Below are 19,919 nucleotides of genomic sequence, written 5' to 3'. Positions count from 1 at the left end.
ACGGGGGTGGCCATGACACACAAGAGCCATACGCAGGACGGCCCGGTGAGGGTCGGCAGGGACGGTCCGGTGACGGTCAGCAAGGAGGGCCTGCCGGGCTGGCTGGACCCGGTGGTGCACGCGGTGGAGACGATCGAGCCGCTCCAGCTCAGCCGCTTCCTGCCGCCCGAGGACGGGGCGGGGCGGCAGTCAGCCGTGCTGATCCTGTTCGGAGACGGCGAGCGCGGCCCCGAGCTGCTGCTCATGGAGCGGGCGAGTTCCCTGCGCTCCCACGCGGGCCAGCCCTCCTTCCCCGGTGGCGCCCTCGACCCCGAGGACGGCGACCCGACGGCCGACGGGCCGCTGCGGGCTGCTCTCCGCGAGGCCGAGGAGGAGACCGGGCTCGACCCCGCCGGCGTCCAGCTCTTCGGCGTGCTGCCCAAGCTCTACATCCCGGTCAGCGGCTTCGTCGTCACGCCGGTGCTCGGCTGGTGGCGTGCGCCGAGCCCGGTCGGCGTGGTCGATCCGAACGAGACCGCGCGGGTCTTCACGGTCCCCGTGGCGGATCTCACGGACCCCGCGAACAGAGCCACCACGGTCCACCCCAGCGGCCACCGAGGTCCGGCATTCCTGGTCGAATCGGCTCTGGTCTGGGGTTTCACGGCAGGGATCATCGACCGCCTGCTGCACTACGCGGGCTGGGAGCGACCCTGGGACCGCGAGAACCAGGTCCCACTCGACTGGCGGTCATGACAGGGTGTCTGCCGTGAATGTGCTGGACATCCTGTTGCTGCTCGCGGCCGTGTGGTTCGCGATCGTGGGTTATCGCCAGGGGTTCGTCGTCGGCATCCTGTCGGTGATCGGCTTCCTGGGCGGCGGTCTCGTCGCTGTGTACGTACTGCCCGTCATCTGGGACGCCCTCACCGACAACGCGGAGGTCAGCACGACCGCCGCCGTCGTCGCGGTGGTCGTCGTCATCGTCTGCGCCTCCATCGGCCAGGCCCTGACCACCCACCTCGGCAACAAGCTTCGCCGGTACATCACCTGGTCCCCGGCCCGCGCCCTGGACGCCACCGGCGGCGCCCTGGTGAACGTCGTCGCGATGCTGCTGGTCGCCTGGCTGATCGGCTCGGCCCTCGCCGGGACGACACTGCCGACGCTCGGCAAGGAGGTCCGCAGCTCCTCGGTGCTGCAGGGCGTCTCGCGGGCGCTGCCGAACCGGGCCGACACCTGGTTCGCGGACTTCTCCACGGTCCTCGCGCAGAACGGCTTCCCCCAGGTCTTCAGCCCGTTCTCCAACGAGCCGATCACCGACGTCCGGCCGCCCGACCCGGCCCTCGCGGGCAGCGCCGTCGCCATCCGCTCACAGAAGTCCATCGTGAAGGTGATGGGTACGGCCCAGGGCTGCGGCAAAGTCCTGGAGGGCACCGGCTTCGTCTTCGCCGACCGCCGTGTGATGACCAACGCGCACGTCGTGGGCGGCGTCGATGAGCCCACCGTGCAGATAGGCGGCGAGGGCCGCAAGTACGACGCCCGGGTCGTGCTGTACGACTGGCGGCGCGACATCGCCGTCCTCGACGTACCCGACCTGAGGGCGCGTGCCCTGCAGTTCTCGTCCAAGGACGCGGCGAGCGGCGACGGCGCGATCGTCGCGGGCTTCCCGGAGAACGGGTCGTACGACGTCCGTGCCGCGCGCGTGCGCGGGCGCATCACGGCCAACGGCCCGGACATCTACCACCGCGACACGGTCCGCCGTGACGTCTACTCGCTGTACGCGATCGTCCGCCAGGGCAACTCCGGCGGCCCCCTGCTCACGCCCGACGGCAAGGTCTACGGCGTGGTGTTCGCGAAGTCCCTCGACGACGCCGAAACCGGCTATGCGCTCACGGCGGACGAGATCCAGCAGGACATCGCCAAGGGACGTACGGCGAACGAGCAGGTCGGCACCGACAGCTGCGCCCTGTAGAAGGCCGGCAGCCGCGGCGGAGACCGTGAACCGCGCAGGAGGCCGTCAGCCGCGCGGATGGCGCAGACGTACCGAGACCCAGCGGGCCCGGCGGCGCAGGATGCGCGGAATCCCCACCCGGAGGTCCGCGCCCGGCGTCTGCGGGGTGCCTCGCTGGTGGGAGCTCAGACCGCCGGACGAGCGGCGGTTGCGGGGTGCGTCACTGTAGTCGTGCGTCCAGCCCATACCCCGACGTCTGCCCCTGCCCCAAGGTCGATAACCGCCCCGGGGTCCCTCAATTGGCCTATGCGCCGGGCATGTGGCCGTTCGTAGGACAGGCGTTCAGATCCGGGTACCGGGCGCGATCGAAGGGTCACCAACCGTGCCCGTCCGGTCACCGATCGGGTTCGGGATCCTTGAGCCAGTTGATCAGCTCGGTGGAGAAGACCGCCGGGTCCTCCTCGTGCGGGAAGTGGCCGAGACCGTCGAACAGCCGCCAGCGGTACGGCGCTTCGACGTACTCGCCCGAACCGGCCGCGCTGCGGGTGCGCAGTACCGGGTCCAGGGAGCCGTGCAGATGCAGCGTCGGCACCCGCACCGGCCGCTTCATGCGCCGGTTGAACTGGATGCCGTCCGGCCGGGCGAGCGAGCGAACCAGCCAGCGGTACGGCTCGATGGCGCAGTGCGCGGTCGAGGGGATGCACATGGCCCGGCGGTACGTCTCCACCGCCGCGTCGTCCGGCAGCCGCGGCCCGGACCAGTCCCGGATCAGCCGGCCCACGAGCGCGGCGTCGTCGGCGGTGAGCTGCCGCTCCGGGATCCACGGCCGCTGGAACCCCCAGATGTAGGAGCTCGCGGCACTCTGCCGGGGGTCGCGCAGCATCGCCGAGCGCCAGCGCCGGGGGTGCGGCATGGACACGACCGCGAGCCGTCGTACGAGCTTCGGGCGCATCGCGGCCGCCGTCCACGCCAGATAGCCGCCGAGGTCGTGGCCGACGAGCGCGGCGTCCGGCTCGCCGAGCGAGCGGATCACGCCGGTGACGTCGAGTGCGAGGTTCGCGGGGTCGTACCCGCGCGGTGTGCGGTCGCTGCCGCCGACGCCCCGCAGGTCCATCGCCACGGCCCGGAACCCGGCGTCGGCGAGCGCGGTCAGCTGGTGCCGCCACGTCCACCAGAACTGGGGGAAGCCGTGCAGCAGCAGCACGAGTGGGCCGTCGCCCAGCTCGGTGATGTGGAAGCGCGCGCCGTTGGCGGCGACGTCCCGGTGAGTCCAGGGGCCTTCGGCGCGTACGGCCGAGGCGGCGGCGGGATCCGTCATGACGCCGAGCGTGCCACAGCCTCGATGGCCTCGGGTACCCGATCCTGCGGAAGCTCGGGACGCGGGTGGGGCTTGGCGTTCTGCAGGACGCCCGCCGTCTCCTTCACGGACGCCGCGACCTTCTGCGGGCCCTGGCTCTTCTTGGCCTTCTTCGCGAAGGCCAGTCCGATCAGAGCGAGGACGACGGCGATGATCACGTTGGCCGCGAAGGACAGCAGGAAGCAGATCGCGAGGTTCCAGTGGCTCCAGGTCCGAATGCCGTACGCGAGCGCGAAGTTGAGCATCGGCAGGGAGAACAACAGGAGCCCGCCGGCCACCGAGAACGCGCCGCCGCTCGCCACACCGCGCTTGACGTCCTGCTTGAGCTGGGCTTTGGCCAGCGCGATCTCGTCGTGCACCAGCGCCGACATCTCGGTCGTCGCGGAGGCGAACAGCTGGCCGATGCTGCGTTCGGCGCCGACCGGGCTGCCGTCGGGTGCGCTCATCGCGGTCTCCCTCTTCTGCGTACGTCGCTCGTACGGTTCCGTCTTCTGCCTGACTGCGTATGGTCCCGTATTTTGTACCGTCTCGTCAGATCATGCCGGACCGTCGTCCTCCTCGCCTGCCCCGCCCGCGACTTCGGCAAGTCCGTGGCGTTCCGCGGCCCGTTCGGCGGCGATGCGCCGGTGCTCGGCTGCCTTCCGCTCGTAGATCCCCGCCATCCGCAGGTGGTACGCCGGGTCGTCCTCCTCGTAGATGTCCGGGATGCCGTCGTGGTCCTCGTCGCGCTCCTCGTCCTCGCACATCCGGCGGTACTTGGCGTTGCGCAGCTTCAGCAGCGCCGTCGCGCACACGGCCGCGATCAGCGACCCGGTCAGTACGGCGGCCTTCACCTCGTCCGTCAGCACCGCGTCGCCCTCGAAGGCGAGTTCGCCGATGAGGAGCGAGACGGTGAATCCGATGCCGGCGAGCGTGGCGATGGCGAAGACGTCGGCCCAGGCGAGGTCGTCGCTGAGGGAGGCACGGGTGAAGCGGACGGTCAGCCAGGTGCCGCCGAAGATGCCGACCGCCTTGCCGATGACCAGCCCGAGCACCACTCCGAGCGTCTCCGGCTCGGTGAACACGTCCCGAATCGCCCCGCCCGATACCGCCACCCCGGCGCTGAACAGCGCGAACAGCGGTACGGCCAGTCCCGCCGACAGGGGGCGCACGAGGTGCTCGATGTGCTCGCCGGGGGAGTGCTGCTCACCTTTGTGAGTGGTGCAGCGCAGCATCAGGCCCATTGCGACGCCCGCGATGGTCGCGTGGACGCCGCTGTTGTACATCAGTCCCCAGATGACGAGCGCGAGCGGGACGTACACGTACCAGCCGCGCACGCCCTTGCGCAGCAGCAGCCAGAAGACGACGAGTCCGACGACGGCGCCGCCGAGCGCGGCGAAGTCGATCCGGTCGGTGAAGAAGACGGCGATGATCAGGATCGCGAACAGATCGTCGACGACCGCCAGCGTCAGCAGGAAGGCGCGCAGGGCGCTGGGCAGGGACGTGCCGATGACCGCGAGCACGGCCAGCGCGAAGGCGATGTCGGTGGCGGTCGGCACCGCCCAGCCCTGTGTCGAGCCGCCACTGGTGAGGGCGGTGAGGGTGTAGACGAGCGCCGGTACGGCCATGCCGCACAGCGCGGCGACCACCGGGAGCACGGCCGCCTTGGGGTCGCGCAGGTCGCCGGCGACGAGTTCGCGTTTGAGCTCGATCCCGGCGACGAAGAAGAAGACGGCCAGCAGCCCGTCGGCGGCCCAGTGGGAGACGGAGAGGTCGAGGCCGAGGGCCGCGGGGCCCAGGTGGTAGTGGGCGACGTTCTCGTAACTGTCGTGCAGCGCCGGTATGTTCGCCCAGATCAGCGCCGAGACCGCGGCGATCAGGAGCAGCACACCGCCGACGGTCTCGGTGCGCAGCGCGTCCGTGACGAACGTCCGCTCGGGCAGCGAGAGGCGGTCGAAGATCTTGCGACGGGTGGGGGTGCTGGGCGCGGTCACGGGGGGACCTCCGGTCGGTGGGCACGGCTGAGCACATGCCGACCAGACTTCCCGGCGCACCTTGAGGATCTTGTCGCGTCCAAAACGCTTTGCTTACTTTACCTAAGGTGCGATCGGTAGAGTGCGGGTGAATTCCACGTTATGCGCAAAAGGGGTGCCCCGCCGGTGCGGGACACCCCTTGGCGATCGGGGACTCAGTCCTCGCTAGGCGCCGCCGGGAGCTTCGCCTGGATGAAGTCCATGACCGTCGAGTCCGTCAGCGTGGTCACGTCCCCGAGCTGGCGGTTCTCGGCGACGTCACGCAGGAGACGCCGCATGATCTTGCCGGAGCGGGTCTTCGGCAGCTCCGCCACCGGCAGGATCCGCTTCGGCTTGGCGATCGGCCCGAGCGTGGCCCCGACGTGGTCGCGGAGTTCGCCTGCGAGGTTGTCGTGCTCGGAGGCCGTACCGCGCAGGATCACGAACGCGACGATGGCCTGCCCGGTCGTCTCATCGGCCGCGCCGACCACGGCCGCCTCGGCGACGGACGGGTGCGACACCAGGGCCGACTCGACCTCGGTCGTCGAGATGTTGTGCCCGGACACGAGCATCACGTCGTCGACGCGGCCGAGCAGCCAGATGTCGCCGTCGTCGTCCTTCTTCGCCCCGTCGCCGGCGAAGTACTTGCCCTCGAAGCGCGACCAGTACGTGTCGAGGAACCGCTGGTCGTCGCCCCAGATGGTGCGCAGCATCGACGGCCACGGCGCGGTCAGCACCAGGTAGCCACCACCGCCGTTCGGCACCTCGTTGGCCTCGTCGTCCACGACGGTCGCCGAGATGCCGGGCAGCGGCCGCTGCGCCGAGCCGGGCTTCGTCTCGGTCACGCCCGGCAACGGCGAGATCATCATCGCGCCGGTCTCGGTCTGCCACCACGTGTCGACGATCGGGGCCTTGTCGCCACCGATGTGCTTGCGGTACCAGATCCACGCCTCGGGGTTGATCGGCTCACCGACCGACCCCAGCACGCGCAGGCTGGACAGGTCGAACTTCGCGGGGATGTCGTCGCCCCACTTCATGAACGTACGGATCGCGGTCGGCGCCGTGTACAGGATCGTCACCCCGTACTTCTGCACGATCTCCCAGAAGCGGCCCTGGTGCGGAGTGTCCGGCGTGCCCTCGTACATGACCTGGGTCGCGCCGTTGGCCAGCGGCCCGTACACGATGTACGAGTGGCCGGTGACCCAGCCGACGTCGGCCGTACACCAGTACACGTCCGTCTCCGGCTTGAGGTCGAAGACCGCGTGGTGGGTGTACGCCACCTGGGTGAGGTAGCCGCCCGACGTGTGCAGGATGCCCTTCGGCTTCCCCGTCGTACCGGACGTGTAGAGGATGAACAGCGGGTGCTCCGCCTCGAACGCCTCCGGCGTGTGCTCGGCCGACTGCCGCTCGACGATCTCGTGCCACCACACGTCCCGCTCGTCGTTCCAGGCGACGTCCTGGCCGGTGCGCCGTACGACGAGGACGTGCTCCACGTTGTCCACGCGCGCGATCGCGTCGTCCACGGCCGGCTTGAGCGCGGACGGCTTGCCGCGCCGCCAGCCGCCGTCCGATGTGATGACGATCTTGGCGTCGGCGTCCAGGATGCGGGTCGCGAGCGCGTCCGCCGAGAAGCCGCCGAAGACCACCGAGTGCGCGGCGCCGATCCGGGCCGAGGCCAGCATCGCGATCGCGGTCTCGGGGATCATCGGCATGTAGATCGCGACCCGGTCGCCCGCCCGGACCCCGAGCTCGAGGAGCGCGTTCGCGGCCTTGGAGACCTCGTCCTTCAGTTCGGCGTAGGTGATCGCTCGGCTGTCGCCGGGCTCGCCCTCGAAGTGGATGGCCACCCGGTCGCCGAGCCCTGCCTCGACATGCCGGTCCACGCAGTTGTACGCGACGTTGAGCCTGCCGTCCTCGAACCACTTGGCGAACGGCGGGTTCGACCAGTCCAGCGTCTGAGTCGGTTCCACGGCCCAGGTCAGCCGGCGGGCCTGCTCGGCCCAGAAGCCGAGCCTGTCAGCCTTGGCCTGTTCATACGCCTCTGCCGTCACGTTGGCGTTCGCGGCCAGTTCGGCGGGGGGCGCGAACCTGCGCTCTTCCTTGAGCAGGTTGGCCAGGCTTTCGTTGCTCACGACATCTCCCTTTCGAAGGGTGTCCGTTGTGTCCCAGGCCACAGCTCATCAGACCCGGGGGCCCGATGACAAGGGTCGACCGGAAATTGGTTTAGACCTGTGTGTGCGGTCGGGGCTACCTCTACCCACGGACGCCACCCGGCCGGAGTTCAGCCCTGCGGCGAGGCCCACCGCATCGAGGCCCACCGGCGGAAGGGCGACGAGGGATAACGGTGGCTTGCCCACGGCAGGTGACCCCGGCTCTCCGAAGAGTTCTACCGGCGCCACAGGAACACACCACCGCACCGACGCGCTGCTGCCCGCCCCGGCGTGTCGCCACCATCAGCGCATCACCTTGCGCGGATGCCCTCGGCGCGCGGCCGCCCGCACCGCGCGCCGAGGGCATCCGGCCGGCTCACGCCGGGCTGGGCACCTCCTCCGCACCCGACACGTGCTTGAACACCTTGTCCACTTCGTCCCCAGCAGCATCCGCATCCGCCCCGCCGAGCAGATACGCCTGCGCCTCGCCCACGTGGAAGTACATCCCGTGCAGCTCCAGCGCACCCTCCTCCAGGGCCCGTGCCACCGAGTCATGGGAGCGCAGATGCTCCAACTGCTGGACCACGTTGGTCAGACAGAGCTGCTCCACCGTGTCGGCGGCGGCCCGCCCCGCCAGCCGTGCCCAGGGCCGGTCGCCGTCGGCCATCCGCCGCAGGCTCGGCAGCCCGTGTCGCAGCCACCGCGCGAGCGGTGTGCGCCCGCCCCCGGGCTCGGAGCTGAGCAGTGCCTGCATGGCCCCGCACCCGGAGTGCCCGCACACCGTGATGGACCGCACCTTCAGCACGTCCACCGCGTACTCGATCGCCGCCGCCACCGAGTCGTCGCCACTCTCCTCGCCCGGCAAGGGCACCAGGTTGCCGACATTGCGGACGACGAAGAGGTCGCCGGGACCGCTGGAGGTGATCATCGACGTGACGAGCCGTGAGTCGGCACAGGTGAGGAACAGCTGGGACGGCTCCTGTCCCTCCCGCGCCAACCGCGCCAGCTCACTCCGCACCAGGGGCGCGGTGTTGCGCTGGAACGCGCTGATGCCACGGGCGAGTTCATGGCTGCCGGAAGTGGCATCGACCTTGGCCTCGGTGCCTGTGCCTGTGCCTGTGCCCGTGCCGGTCCCGTTGTCGGCGCCGGGGTCGGGCGCTCCGTCCGGGTGCCCGGTGCCGCCAGGTTCCGGTTGCCCGGTCGTACCGACGCTCGCCCGGCCGCCGGACGGCATGTCGCACTGGTGGTTGCGCCACGGCGTCCACGGCCGGCAACGGCACTCGGTCGAAGCCGTCGGCTCGGGGGTCCGCAGCCCGGTGCGGCAGCCGGTCAGCTCGACGGCACCGCCCTGTCCAGTGTGCGCGGCCCGCCAGTCCTGCAGTGACTCGTACGCCGCGTGGTCCATGAACGAACCGTCCAACTCCACGACGGCGTGGGCGCCTTGGGGTACGCGATGCAGGGCCCGGCTCAGGCGGGGCACGGCGAGGAATGTCAACTGCCCTCTTACATGTACGTGATGGACACCTTCCATCTCTTCGTGCGTGATGCGGGTGCGGGCGAGGCGGTGCAGGGCGACGGCGACGGCCACGGCGACCCCGAGCGCCACGCCCTCCAGCACGCCGAGGAACACCACGCCGAGTGTGGTGACGGCGTACACCGGCACTTCTCTGTGGCGGGTCACCGTGCGGATGTGGTGCAGGGACACCATCTGGATGCCGACGGCCATCACCAGGGCGGCGAGTGAGGCGAGTGGGATGAGATCCAGGATCGGGACCATCAGCAGCGCGGCGACTACTACGAGAACGCCGTGCAGCATCGTGGAGTTCCGGCTCACGGCACCGGAATGCACATTCGCCGCGCTGCGCACCGCAACCCCGGTGACGGGCAGGCCGCCGAGGGCTCCGGACACGATGTTGGCGGCGCCCTGACCGCGCAGTTCCCGGTCCAGGTCCGAGCGAGGCACGGGCGGTCCGCCGCGGGCGGTCGTCAGCTTGTCGACGGCCACGGCGGACAGCAGCGACTCCACGCCGGCGACCAGCGTGATGGTGAGGACGGCGGTCGCGATGCCCAGCACCGGACCCTCGGGCAGTTGCGGAAGGGCGTGGTTGGACCAGGAGGGCAGATCGACGCGGGCCAGGCGCAGCCCGGTGACCGAGGCGACTGCGGTGGCCGCGGCGACGGCGACGAGGGCGGCCGGGATCTTCCGCGCGACACGTCCGGCGCGCCCGGGAATCCGGGGCCACACCATCAGCACGGCCAGGGTCAGGGCACTCATCGACACCGCCGCGGGGTGCAGGTTCGCCAACTGGGCGGGCAGCGCGAGGGCGTTGTCGATGACGGAGCTCTGCGGTGTGCCGCCGAGGACGATGTGCAGCTGGGCGACGGCGATGGTGACGCCGATGCCGGCGAGCATGCCGTGCACCACGGCGGGGCTGACGGCGAGCGCGGAGCGGGCCACGCGCAGCCAGCCCAGGCCCAGTTGGGCGAGTCCGGCGAGGACGGTGATGGCGCACGTCGTACGCCAGCCGTACTGGTGGATCAGGTCGGCGGTGACGACCGTGAGTCCTGCGGCGGGGCCGCTGACCTGGAGCGGGCAGCCGCCCAGGCGTCCGGCGACGAGTCCGCCGACGGCTGCGGCCACCAGGCCGGCCTGGAGCGGGGCGCCGGTGGCGAGGGCGATACCGAGGGACAGCGGCAGGGCGATCAGGAAGACCGCGATCGCCGCGGACACGTCGGCGCCCGCGATGCCGCGGCGCCGGGGTGGGGTCGGGGGCGGGCTGTGCGGAGGGTGGTTCCGCTTCGTACGGCTCGGGTTGGCGGTGTGGAGTCTGATGGCTCGGGCGAGGCCGAGGGCCTGGCATCGGGTGTGGACGCAGGCTGACATTTTTTTCCCGTCTCCTCCGGGGCAGCGCGGTCGCGGAAGGGGTGGTCCCCCGTCGGGAACGGGGGTGAGTCGCGGCCGTGGGTCACGGCGTGCTGCGGCGGGATGAATCAACGCTCAGTAAATGAATCGTAATGCAGAGTAAAGGCCAAGTACGGATGTTCGGGGCAAATGGTGCATCGATTCACCCACCGGGATGAAATGAGCATTTCATCGGCTCGTCTTGCTAACTCCTTCTCGGCCCCGTGCGACCTTGGCGGCGCTGTCGGCGCAAACCGGCACATCACCAGAAATCGCCCTCATCAGCGTTCGCCTGAGAGAAGGAAGAAGGTGGGCGGAACATGGCCGCCACTCAGAGGATCGCCGCGGGTGCCATGGTCGCCGCGGCCTGTGCCGCGTCGCTCGCCGGTTGCGAGAGCGGCTCCAGCGGTTCCAAGGAAGGGGCGTCCGGCCCGCAGCAGGGAGCTCCGGCGCCCAGGAGCGTGGTCCGTCTGATCGGCGACGGCTCCACCGCGTACACCGGGTCACAGCCGCATCTGCCCCGACCCGAGCGGCTCAAGCCCGGCCAGAAGCCTCCCCAGTTCGTGGTGTTCTCCTGGGACGGCGCGGGCGAGGACAGCCAGAAGCTGTTCTCCCACTTCCGCAAGGTCGCCAAGGACAACCACGCGAACATGACGTTCTTCCTCAGCGGCGTGTACATGCTGCCGGAGGAGAAGCGCGACCTCTATCACCCCCCGCAGCACTCGCCGGGCCGCTCCGAGATCGGTTTCAACGATGAGAAGGGCATCGCCGACACCGCCAAGCAACTGCGGCTGGCCTGGCTTGAGGGCAACGAGATCGGCACCCACTTCAACGGCCACTTCTGCGGCGCCGGCGGCGGGGTCGGCGAGTGGTCGGTGGATGAATGGAAGAGCGAGATCGCCCAGGCCAAGCAGTTCGTGAAGACCTGGAAGACCAACAGCGGCCTGACGAAGCTCGCGCCGCTGCCCTTCGACTACGACAAGGAGCTCATCGGCGCCCGCACGCCCTGCCAGGAGGGGCAGAAGAACTTCATGCATGCGGCCCGCGAACTGGGCTTCCGTTATGACACGAGCGGTGTCGAAAACCAGGTCTGGCCCAAGAAGAAGGAGGGCCTGTGGGACCTGTCGATGCAGCTCGTGCCCTTCCCCGGGCACACCTACGAGCAGCTGACCATGGACTACAACTTCATGGTCAACCAGTCCGGCACCTCGACCCAGGGCGACCCCGACAAGTACGGCTACTGGGGCGACCAGATGCGGGACGGTCTGCTCAAGGGCTTCTACCGGGCCTACGACGGCAACCGCGCGCCGCTGGTCATCGGCAACCACTTCGAGTCCTGGAACGGCGGCACCTATATGCGTGCCCTCGACGAGGTCGTTCAGCAGGTGTGCAACAAGCCCGAAGTGCGCTGCGTGTCCTTCCGGCAGCTCGCTGACTGGCTCGACGCCCAGGACCCGCAGACCCTGGCCAAGCTGCGCACCCTGAACGTCGGCGAGGCGCCCAGGCAGGGCTGGGCGTCGCTGCTCTCGAGCCGCCCGGCCCCGGCCCCGAAGGGGGTGCCGGGGGCGCCGGCGGCCAAGTAGCAGCCGTCAGACGGGGGTTGCCACACCCTCGCCGAGCACGAAACCGGGGTCGACCTGCGCTGCCAGGTCGACCCCCGTGCGCTCGTTGCCCCACGCGTCAGCGTTCTTCAGGTGGAAGTGCACCATCTGGCGTGTGTAGCGCTCCCAGTCCCGCAGCTCGTACGTCGCGTCGGCGGCGACCTGAAGCAGGCGCAGGGCACGGCGGTTGACGTCCTCCAGGAGCTCGAACCGCGGCGGCCGGCCCTTCTCCATTGCACGCACCCAGTCCGAGTGCCCGACGGTCACGAGCAGGTCGTCCCCGACCTCCGCGCGCAGGAAGTCGATGTCGTCCTGCCCCTGCACCTTGTTGCCGACGACCTTGAGGACGACCCCGAAGTCGTGGGCGTACTCCTTGTACTGGCGATAGACGGAGACTCCCTTCCGGGTCGGCTCGGCGACGAGGAACGTGATGTCGAAGCGGGTGAACAGGCCAGAGGCGAACGAGTCGGAGCCGGCGGTCATGTCGACCACCACGTACTCGTCGCTGCCGTCGGCCAGGTGGTTCAGATACAGCTCCACCGCTCCCGTCTTGGAGTGGTAGCAAGCGACCCCCAGGTCGGCGTCCGTGAAGGGCCCCGTGACCATCAAACGGACGGCGCCGCCGTCGAGTTCCACCGGCCGCGCGCAGGCGTCGTACACCGGATTGGGCTCCCGCACCCGCACCAGCCGCGAGCCCTCGCCCGGCGGGGTCGTCTTGATCATCGTCGCCGCCGAGGCGATGCGCGGGTTGGAGCCGCGCAGATAGTCCTTGATCAGCGACAGCCGCTCGCCCATCGCGGGCAGCGCGGCCGCCTCGACGTCGTCCAGGCCGAGGGCCGCTCCCAGGTGCTGGTTGATGTCGGCGTCGACGGCCACGACCGGCGCGCCGGCGGCCGTGAGATGGCGGATGAAGAGGGAGGAGAGCGTGGTCTTGCCGCTGCCGCCCTTTCCGACGAAAGCAATTTTCATGTTCACGAAGAGTAGTCACCTAATCGCTGTGGGTGTCAGGTGAAGTGAAGAAGACCACTCCTTCGTGGGGTTGGAGCGCGGGGGTGCGTAATGTCGTACTCATGAGTACGACAGGCGCGACCGCCGATCCGCTTGCGGCCCTGGGTTCGCTGCCCGGTGTGGCCGAGTCCGTGGAGTCCATGCGCAAGGCCGTGGACCGGGTCTACGGGCACCGGGTCATGCGGCGCCGCAGCAACGAGATCACCTCCGAGGCCGCGCTGCGCGGCGCCCGGGGTTCCGCCGCGCTGTCCGGCGCCGACTGGGCCCTGGAGGAGGTGCGGCGGCGCACCGACTTCAGCGTCGACGACGAGGCGCGTGTCATGGGCGCCGCCCTGCGGCTGACCGCGGAGGCGGGCCAACTGCTGTCCATCTGGCGGCAGTCGCCGCTGCGGGTGCTGGCCCGGCTGCACCTGGTGGCCGCGGCGAGCAACGAGGACGAGGTCGGCCGGCCCCGGCGCGACGGCGAACCCGTCCACGAGCCGCTGATCGAGCTGCCGCTGCCGGACGCGGACGAGGTGTCGGGCCGGCTGGAGGGTCTCTCGCAGCTGGTCATCGCGGGGAGTTCCGCACCCGCACTGGTGACGGCGGCCGTCGTGCACGGCGAGCTGCTCGCACTGCGCCCGTTCACCTCCCACAACGGGCTGGTCGCGCGCGCGGCCGAGCGGATCGTCCTGGTCGGCAGCGGCCTCGACCCGAAGTCGGTGTGCCCGGCCGAGGTGGGCCACGCCGAACTGGGCCGCGCGGCCTATCTGGCGGCCCTCGACGGCTATGTCTCCGGCACTCCGGAGGGCATGGCGGCGTGGATCGCCCACTGCGGCAGGGCGGTCGAGCTGGGTGCGCGCGAATCGACGGCGGTGTGCGAGGCGCTGCAGCGCGGGGCGGCCTGAAGGTCAGGGCCTCGACAGGGTTGCGGCGGTACGAGTGCTCGTACCGCCGCTGGCATGTTCACCGAGTTACCAGGCGTCCTCGATATGTTGCCCATCAGGTCGGGAACTTTGCCCGTCACCTGGTGCAGCTGGCCCGTAATCGACGGGTCGACGTCGCGTGGGTGCCCAGTGTTCATGCTAGGTCCGTGGGCCAAATGCGTTCTAAAGGTGATCCTCTCGGATGTCCTTTGGTCTCGCGGGCCGTTGTGTCCTTTGTACTGCAAGCCGGGAGCAAGCGGAACCCCTGCCCCTAGTTCTTTACTTTTAGGTTCAAACGCGATCCAACAGGGTCTAATCGGGCGTCGAAATCCCGCACGAACTCACCCGACCGGCGAAAGGCCGGATCACGCCGCCGAACTCCGGCGCCGGTTGGCGTACCAGACCAGTCCCGCCGTGGCCGCGGCCGCGCCTATGGCCGCCGCTGCGACCAGAACCGGACGCGGCGGCGCCGAGAGCGCGGGCAGTCGCTGCTTGAGCCGCACCGGGCGGTGGAAGTCCAGGATCGGCCACCCGCGCGCGAGTGCCTCGCGGCGCAGTGCCCGGTCCGGGTTCACCGCGTGCGGATGTCCGACGACCTCGAGCATCGGCAGGTCGGTCGCGGAGTCGCTGTAGGCGTAGCAGCGGTCGAGGTCGTACCCCTCGGACGCGGCCAGTTCCTTGATCGCCTCGGCCTTCGTCGGGCCGTACGCGTAGTACTCCACCTCTCCGGTGAAGCAGCCGTCGTCGCCCACGATCATCCGGGTGGCCACCACCCGGTCCGCGCCGAGCAGCTCGCCGATCGGCTCGACCACCTCGGCGCCCGACGTGGACACGATGACGACGTCGCGGCCGGCCGTGTGGTGCTCCTCGATGAGGGAGGCGGCCTCGTCGTAGATGATCGGGTCGATCAGGTCGTGCAGGGTCTCGGCGACGATCTCCTTCACCTGCTGGACGTTCCAGCCGCGGACGAGCCCGGAGAGGTACTCGCGCGTCCGCTCCATCTGGTCGTGGTCCATGCCGCCGACGAGGAAGACGAACTGGGCATACGCGGTACGCAAGGCGGCCCTGCGGTTGATCAGCCCGCCTTGGTAGAACGACTTGCTGAACGTGAGCGTGCTCGACTTCGCAATGACCGTCTTGTCCAGGTCAAAGAAGGCCGCTGTGCGGGGCAAGGAGTGGTTTTCCACGCCCCTGAGCATAGGCGCCCACCATTCGGCGTAAGGTGGGGCGCGTGGGTTTGCCTGAGAAGGCTCTCGGGTACACCATGGAAGTCACGGATCGTTCGCGACCGTGCTAACCCGGTCCGGCTCCTCCCCCCCCGAGTCGGCCGTGGGGACGACCCCCGCTCTCCCCCCCGGCGGGGGTCGTCGCATGTCCAGGCGGGGTTTCTCTCACTCCAGGCGGTCGCGAGACCGCGACAGGTCGGCATCGACCGTCCCTTTGGCATACCCGTGATCCGTCACTGTGGGTAGCCATAACGCTGCTCTGTGAAAGTCGCGGGGACCGGTGCACCGCTCACCGGTATGGGTGACAGCGATATTCACAACCACTGAGTTGTCCACAGTTTTCGACCAAGATCCACATTATTTCCGGGCCCGCTGCACCGTGATTCCAGCGCGCCGCGTCCATGGCGAGTTCATGGCCGGTTCCGTTTGTCGGCGCGCGTTTGGCCGGTTCGTATCGGCCGTTCATATGGAGGCCGGTTGCCGGTTCTTCACACGTTCGGGAATCGCGTGGCCGCGGAGGGCTGCGCGGTAGATGCAGCGAAGGGGGAGCACACGTGGCCGGAACTGTCACTCACGATCCGCCGCCCAGCACCGCAGGACGGCCGGGACGGCCGTTGATCGTCACCGAGGACGCCCAGCTTCTCGACGATCTGCTGCGCCTGTGCGCGGCGGCCGGCGCCACACCCGAGGTCCACCACGGAGTACCGGAGCGCGGCGGCGGCTGGGAAGCGGCGCCGCTCGTCCTGGTCGGCGACGACGCGGCGCGCCGGGTGCGTGGGGCCGCGCGCAGAAGGGGAGTGGTGCTGGTCGGCCGTGACCAGGACGACTCCGAGGTCTGGAAACGCGCCGTCCAGATCGGTGCCGACCACGTCCTGATGTTGCCCGACGGCGAGCAGTGGCTGGTCGACCGCATCGCCGACGTCGCCGAGGGCGTCGGCCGTCCGGCGCTCACCGTCGGCGTGGTCGGCGGACGCGGCGGGGCCGGAGCCTCCACGCTGGCCTGCGCGCTCGCCGTCACCTCCGCGCGTGAGGGAATGCGCACCCTGCTCGTGGACGCGGACCCGCTCGGCGGCGGACTCGACGTACTCCTCGGCGGCGAGACGGCCGAAGGACTGCGCTGGCCCGCCTTCGCCGCCTCGCGCGGCCGGGTCGGCGGCGGCGCCCTGGAGGAGTCGCTGCCCCAGCTGCACTCCCTGCGGGTGCTCAGCTGGGACCGCGGCGACTGCGTCGCCGTGCCGTCCCAGGCCGTGCGCGCGGTGCTGGCCGCCGCCCGCCGGCGTGGCGGCACGGTCGTCGTCGATCTGCCCCGCCGCCTGGACGACGGGGTCGCCGAGGCCCTGGCCCAGCTCGACCTCGCGCTCCTCGTGGTCCCCGCCGAACTGCGGGCCGTCGCGGCGGCCGGGCGGGTGGCGTCCGCCGTCGGCATGGTCGTCCGCGACCTGCGCGTGGCGGTACGGGGGCCGTACGCGCCCGGTCTGGACGACCGCGAGGTGGCCCGCCTGCTCGGCCTGCCGCTGGCCGGTGAAGTACCCGTGGAGTCGGGGCTGTTGCGTCCCCACGAGAGCGGCAAACCGCCCGGAGCGGCCGGCCGCGGACCGCTCGCCCGCTTCTGCAAGGGCTTCTGGGAGCGGACGCTGGTGGAAGCGGGTGGCGTATGAGCACGTTCCCCGGACCCGGTACGGCGGACGGTCCCCCGCTCCTGGACGGCGTACGGCGATGGCTGGCCGAGAGCGGAGCCGAACCGACACCCGCGCGCGTGGCGCAGGCGCTGCGCGAACAGGGACGGGTGCTCGGTGACGCCGAAGTCCTCGGCGCGGCCGAGCGGTTGCGCTCCGAACTGATCGGCAGCGGACCCCTCGAGCCGCTGCTCGCCGACCCGTCGGTCACCGACGTCCTGGTGTCGGCCCCGGACCGCGTCTGGGTCGATCGGGGCGGCGGACTCGAACTGACCCCGGTGACCTTCCCCGACGCGGCGGCGGTACGGCGACTCGCGCAGCGCCTGGCCGCGGTGGCTGGACGGCGGCTGGACGACGCGCGCCCCTGGGCCGACGCCCGCCTGCCCGACGGGACCCGGCTGCACGCGGTGCTGCCTCCGGTGGCGGTCGGCAGCACCTGTCTGTCCCTGCGGGTCGTACGGCCGCGGGCGTTCACGCTCGACGAACTGGTGGCGGCGGGCACGGTACCGCCCGGCGGGGACCGCGTCCTGCGGGCGCTCCTGGATGCGCGGTTGTCGTTCCTCATCAGCGGTGGGACGGGCTGCGGCAAGACGACTCTTTTGAGCGCGCTGCTCGGGCTGGTCGGACCGGGCGAGCGGATCGTGCTGGCGGAGGACTCGGCGGAACTGCGGCCCGATCACCCGCACGTCGTGCGGCTGGAGACCAGACCTGCCAACCAGGAGGGCGCCGGCCTGGTCACTCTCGAGGACCTGGTGCGGCAGGCGCTGCGGATGCGGCCCGACCGGCTGGTCGTGGGCGAGGTGCGCGGTCCGGAGGTCGTGCATCTGCTCGCGGCGCTCAATACGGGCCACGAAGGCGGCTGTTGCACGGTCCACGCCAATGCCGCCGCGGACGTCCCGGCTCGTCTGGAGGCGCTGGGTACGGCCGCCGGGCTCGACCGGGCCGCGCTGCACAGCCAGTTGGCGGCGGCGCTGTCGGTGGTGCTGCACCTCGTACGGGACCGGACCGGGCGGCGCCGGATCGCCGAGGTGCATGTGCTCGAGCGGGATCCCTCGGGGCTGGTGCGGACGGTTCCGGCGCTGCGCTGGGGCATGCGGGAGTTCGCGCGGGAGCAGGGGTGGGCGCGGCTGCGGGGGCTGCTTCGCGGTGGCGGTGGCGGAGCTCATGAGGGCTGCGGAGTTGATGGGCGTGTCGGGAGTGACGGAAGCGGCGGGCGCGACGAAGAGCGACGGGAATGGTGAAGGTGATGGGTGAGATGTCGATGGGTGCCGCCGCGGCGTGTGTCGGCGCAGCCGTCTGGATGCTGGGCGGGCGGCACCACGGGGCGCGGCGGGCGCGGTTGCTGCTCGCGGGCGGCGGGGTGGTGGGGACCGGGCCACCCTCGTGGGAGTGGGCCGTCGGTGAACTGCGGCGGCTGCGAGGGCGGTTGCGGGCCGAGTGGTGGGCGTTCGGCGCCGGGCTGGTGCTCGCGCTGCTGGGCGTGTCGGTGATTCCGGTCGCCGCGGGGGCGGCCGGGGTGCCGGTGCTGCGCCGGGTGCGGCTGGCCCGTGAGGTGCGGCAGGCCCGGGAGCGCCGCGGGGACGCGGTGATCGCCCTGTGCGGGGGACTCGCCGGTGAAGTGCGGTCGGGACGGCAGCCGGGCGAGGCGCTGTTGCGGGCAGCGCGGGACTCCGACGGGCTCGGGGAGGCGCAGGGTGCGGTGGTCGCGGCGGCGCGGTTCGGCGGGGACGTACCGGGCGCGCTCGCCGTGGCTGCCCGGCAGTCGGGTGCCGAGGGGCTGCTGGGGCTCGCGGCGTGCTGGCGGGTCGCCGTCGACCAGGGCGCCGGGCTCGCGGCCGGGCTCGACCGGCTCGACGCGGCCCTGCGGGCGGAACGGGACCAACGCGCCGACCTCCGCGCCCAGTTGGCGGGTGCCCGAGCGACCGCGGTGATGCTCGCAGCGCTGCCCGTCCTGGGGCTCCTGCTCGGCACGGCCATGGGCGCGAATCCGCTGCATGTGCTGCTGCACACCGGTGCGGGGCTGGGCTGCCTGGTGATCGGCGCTGTGCTCGAAGGTGCCGGGATGTGGTGGGCGGCGCGGATCGTGCGGCGAGCGGAGGCGACGTGAGCGCGGATGTCGTCCACAGGCTGGGGGTGGTCGCCCTGGCGGCGCTGCCCCTCGGGTGGCTGGTGCTGAGGCTGGTGGGGGTGCGGCGTGAGCGTCGGATACGGCGACGTCTGGCCTCGTTGGTGGTGCTGGAGGCGGCGGACGCCGGGCCCTCGTTGGCGGTGCGGGGTGTCGTACGACGCTGGGCGCCCGTGGCCGGGGCCGTGTGCGCCGGGTGGGTGCTGGTCGGCGGGGTCGCCGGGGTCCTGGTGGGCGTGGGCGTCGGTGTGGCGCTGTGGCGGTGGCGGCGCCGGCAGGGGGAGGAGAGCCGGGCGGAGGAGTTCGACGCCGCCGAGGCCGCACACCAACTCCCGCTCGCCGCCGACCTGCTGGCCGCCTGCATCGCGGCGGGGGCCGGTCCGGTGCTCGCCGCCCAGGCCGTCGGCGAGGCCCTCGGGGGCCCCGTGGGAGAGGCGCTGGCGCGGGGTGCCGCGGAGGTACGGCTCGGCGGCGAACCGGGTGACGCCTGGCGGCGGTTGGCCTCGATGCCGGGTGCCGGGGCCCTGGCGCGGCTCCTGCAACGCGCCGACGAGTCCGGGCTCCCCGCGGCCGGCCCGGTCGCCCGGCTCGCCGCGGACGCCCGTGCGCAGTGGGCGCGCGCCGCGACGGCACGGGCCCGCCGGGCGGCCGTCATGGTCACCGCGCCGGTCGGGCTGTGCTTCCTGCCCGCCTTCATCGCGGTCGGTGTTCTGCCCGTCGTGATCGGGCTGGCCGGCGGGGTCGTGGGAGGGGGTGGCCGATGAGCGGCGCGAAGAGGTGACGGATGTGATCGACAGGGTTGAGAACAGCTGAGAACAAACGGAGTTGGGATGTTCGAGAAGAAGATCCGGAAGGTGCGGGCGAGGTTGGGGGCACTGCGGTGCCGGGACGCGGGGATGGTGACGTCCGAGTACGCGATGGGGATCGTCGCCGCGGTGGGGTTCGCATTGCTCCTCTACGAGGTCGTGACGAGCGGGCAGGTCCGGGCGGAACTGCAGGCCATCGTGAAGCGAGCCCTCAGTGCGCGGATGTGAGCGGGGCGAGAGGCGCGATG

General features: G+C 71.1%; 17 protein-coding genes. 9 read left to right on the top strand and 8 right to left on the bottom strand.

All coding sequences use genetic code 11. The annotated features are described in order from the left end of the window. The first annotated feature begins 12 nt into the window (after window positions 1–12). Both ACFYXB_RS04695 and ACFYXB_RS04690 read left to right on the top strand, forming a co-directional pair. Window positions 13–732 carry an NUDIX hydrolase gene (locus ACFYXB_RS04695; RefSeq protein WP_389577690.1) on the top strand — a complete coding sequence of 240 codons (720 nt, stop codon included), beginning with the start codon at window positions 13–15 and terminating at the stop codon, window positions 730–732. Window positions 733–745: 13 nt separating this feature from the next. Then, window positions 746–1,945: a MarP family serine protease gene (locus ACFYXB_RS04690; protein WP_389577687.1), complete on the top strand. Its 1,200-nt coding sequence runs from the start codon at window positions 746–748 to the stop codon at window positions 1,943–1,945. Between the two features lie 45 nt (window positions 1,946–1,990). Here ACFYXB_RS04690 and ACFYXB_RS04685 read toward each other — a convergent pair whose 3' ends face one another. The 6 genes from ACFYXB_RS04685 to ACFYXB_RS04660 all read right to left on the bottom strand — a co-directional run bounded on the left by ACFYXB_RS04685 (window position 1,991) and on the right by ACFYXB_RS04660 (window position 10,306). Next, complete coding sequence (locus ACFYXB_RS04685) at window positions 1,991–2,170, bottom strand: hypothetical protein (protein ID WP_389577684.1); 180 nt, start codon at window positions 2,168–2,170, stop codon at window positions 1,991–1,993. A 148-nt stretch (window positions 2,171–2,318) separates the two neighbouring features. Then, on the bottom strand, window positions 2,319–3,242 hold the full coding sequence (locus ACFYXB_RS04680) for an alpha/beta fold hydrolase (RefSeq protein ID WP_388499908.1): 924 nt from the start codon (window positions 3,240–3,242) through the stop codon (window positions 2,319–2,321). Beyond that, on the bottom strand, window positions 3,239–3,727 hold the full coding sequence (locus tag ACFYXB_RS04675) for a phage holin family protein (protein WP_389577680.1): 489 nt from the start codon (window positions 3,725–3,727) through the stop codon (window positions 3,239–3,241). Before ACFYXB_RS04675 ends, ACFYXB_RS04680 begins: the two co-directional genes overlap by 4 nt. A 90-nt stretch (window positions 3,728–3,817) precedes the next feature. Further along, on the bottom strand, window positions 3,818–5,254 hold the full coding sequence (gene nhaA / locus ACFYXB_RS04670; RefSeq protein ID WP_389577678.1) for a Na+/H+ antiporter NhaA: 1,437 nt from the start codon (window positions 5,252–5,254) through the stop codon (window positions 3,818–3,820). 194 nt (window positions 5,255–5,448) lie between these two features. After that, a complete protein-coding gene (acs, locus tag ACFYXB_RS04665; RefSeq protein ID WP_389577675.1) occupies window positions 5,449–7,404 on the bottom strand; it encodes an acetate--CoA ligase in 1,956 nt (651 codons plus the stop codon). 394 nt (window positions 7,405–7,798) lie between these two features. Next, on the bottom strand, window positions 7,799–10,306 hold the full coding sequence (locus tag ACFYXB_RS04660) for a bifunctional SulP family inorganic anion transporter/carbonic anhydrase (RefSeq protein WP_389577672.1): 2,508 nt from the start codon (window positions 10,304–10,306) through the stop codon (window positions 7,799–7,801). A gap of 338 nt (window positions 10,307–10,644) precedes the next feature. Here ACFYXB_RS04660 and ACFYXB_RS04655 point away from each other — a divergent pair, with 338 nt between their 5' ends. Beyond that, the gene (locus ACFYXB_RS04655; RefSeq protein ID WP_389577669.1) at window positions 10,645–11,907 is read left to right on the top strand and encodes a hypothetical protein; all 1,263 of its coding nucleotides are present in this window, start codon (window positions 10,645–10,647) and stop codon (window positions 11,905–11,907) included. A gap of 6 nt (window positions 11,908–11,913) precedes the next feature. On the opposite strand, the gene ACFYXB_RS04650 is transcribed toward ACFYXB_RS04655, so the two are convergent. Further along, entirely contained in the window at window positions 11,914–12,894 is a 981-nt protein-coding gene (locus ACFYXB_RS04650; protein ID WP_389577666.1) for an ATP-binding protein, read from the bottom strand. A gap of 101 nt (window positions 12,895–12,995) precedes the next feature. Between ACFYXB_RS04650 and ACFYXB_RS04645 the strand changes: the two genes are divergently transcribed. Further along, window positions 12,996–13,820, top strand: coding sequence for an oxidoreductase (locus tag ACFYXB_RS04645; RefSeq protein WP_389577663.1), 825 nt, complete (start codon window positions 12,996–12,998; stop codon window positions 13,818–13,820). Window positions 13,821–14,203: 383 nt separating this feature from the next. Here the strand turns inward: ACFYXB_RS04645 and ACFYXB_RS04640 are convergent, their stop codons facing one another. Then, on the bottom strand, window positions 14,204–15,037 hold the full coding sequence (locus tag ACFYXB_RS04640) for an HAD family hydrolase (protein ID WP_351355174.1): 834 nt from the start codon (window positions 15,035–15,037) through the stop codon (window positions 14,204–14,206). 581 nt (window positions 15,038–15,618) lie between these two features. On the opposite strand from ACFYXB_RS04640, the gene ssd reads away from it, so the two are divergent. The 5 genes from ssd to ACFYXB_RS04615 all read left to right on the top strand — a co-directional run bounded on the left by ssd (window position 15,619) and on the right by ACFYXB_RS04615 (window position 19,899). Further along, window positions 15,619–16,722 carry a septum site-determining protein Ssd gene (gene ssd, locus ACFYXB_RS04635; protein ID WP_389577661.1) on the top strand — a complete coding sequence of 368 codons (1,104 nt, stop codon included), beginning with the start codon at window positions 15,619–15,621 and terminating at the stop codon, window positions 16,720–16,722. Continuing rightward, on the top strand, window positions 16,719–17,981 hold the full coding sequence (locus ACFYXB_RS04630; RefSeq protein WP_389577658.1) for a TadA family conjugal transfer-associated ATPase: 1,263 nt from the start codon (window positions 16,719–16,721) through the stop codon (window positions 17,979–17,981). Before ssd ends, ACFYXB_RS04630 begins: the two co-directional genes overlap by 4 nt. Before the next feature lie 5 nt (window positions 17,982–17,986). Beyond that, window positions 17,987–18,847, top strand: coding sequence for a type II secretion system F family protein (locus ACFYXB_RS04625; RefSeq protein ID WP_389577655.1), 861 nt, complete (start codon window positions 17,987–17,989; stop codon window positions 18,845–18,847). Beyond that, on the top strand, window positions 18,844–19,629 hold the full coding sequence (locus ACFYXB_RS04620; RefSeq protein ID WP_389577653.1) for a type II secretion system F family protein: 786 nt from the start codon (window positions 18,844–18,846) through the stop codon (window positions 19,627–19,629). The genes ACFYXB_RS04625 and ACFYXB_RS04620 overlap by 4 nt, the downstream gene beginning before the upstream one ends. 66 nt (window positions 19,630–19,695) lie before the next feature. Beyond that, window positions 19,696–19,899 (top strand): DUF4244 domain-containing protein, encoded by a 204-nt coding sequence (locus ACFYXB_RS04615; RefSeq protein ID WP_389577651.1) that lies wholly within the window; start codon window positions 19,696–19,698, stop codon window positions 19,897–19,899. The last annotated feature ends 20 nt before the right edge of the window (window positions 19,900–19,919 follow it).

It is taken from the genome of Streptomyces sp. NPDC002619 (assembly GCF_042889305.1).
In the GTDB taxonomy this organism is placed as follows: Bacteria; Actinomycetota; Actinomycetes; order Streptomycetales; family Streptomycetaceae; genus Streptomyces.
This window is presented reverse-complemented; position numbering and strand designations above follow the sequence as displayed.

Coding starts and splice junctions, on each gene's coding strand:
- ACFYXB_RS04695 (WP_389577690.1), top strand. CDS start 13: ATGACACACAAGAGCCATACGCAGGACGGCCCGGTGAGGGTCGGCAGG.
- ACFYXB_RS04685 (WP_389577684.1), bottom strand. CDS start 2,170: ATGGGCTGGACGCACGACTACAGTGACGCACCCCGCAACCGCCGCTCG.
- ACFYXB_RS04680 (WP_388499908.1), bottom strand. CDS start 3,242: ATGACGGATCCCGCCGCCGCCTCGGCCGTACGCGCCGAAGGCCCCTGG.
- ACFYXB_RS04675 (WP_389577680.1), bottom strand. CDS start 3,727: ATGAGCGCACCCGACGGCAGCCCGGTCGGCGCCGAACGCAGCATCGGC.
- ACFYXB_RS04660 (WP_389577672.1), bottom strand. CDS start 10,306: ATGTCAGCCTGCGTCCACACCCGATGCCAGGCCCTCGGCCTCGCCCGA.
- ACFYXB_RS04655 (WP_389577669.1), top strand. CDS start 10,645: ATGGCCGCCACTCAGAGGATCGCCGCGGGTGCCATGGTCGCCGCGGCC.
- ACFYXB_RS04650 (WP_389577666.1), bottom strand. CDS start 12,894: ATGAAAATTGCTTTCGTCGGAAAGGGCGGCAGCGGCAAGACCACGCTC.
- ACFYXB_RS04645 (WP_389577663.1), top strand. CDS start 12,996: ATGAGTACGACAGGCGCGACCGCCGATCCGCTTGCGGCCCTGGGTTCG.
- ACFYXB_RS04640 (WP_351355174.1), bottom strand. CDS start 15,037: ATGCTCAGGGGCGTGGAAAACCACTCCTTGCCCCGCACAGCGGCCTTC.
- ACFYXB_RS04630 (WP_389577658.1), top strand. CDS start 16,719: ATGAGCACGTTCCCCGGACCCGGTACGGCGGACGGTCCCCCGCTCCTG.
- ACFYXB_RS04625 (WP_389577655.1), top strand. CDS start 17,987: ATGGGTGAGATGTCGATGGGTGCCGCCGCGGCGTGTGTCGGCGCAGCC.
- ACFYXB_RS04615 (WP_389577651.1), top strand. CDS start 19,696: ATGTTCGAGAAGAAGATCCGGAAGGTGCGGGCGAGGTTGGGGGCACTG.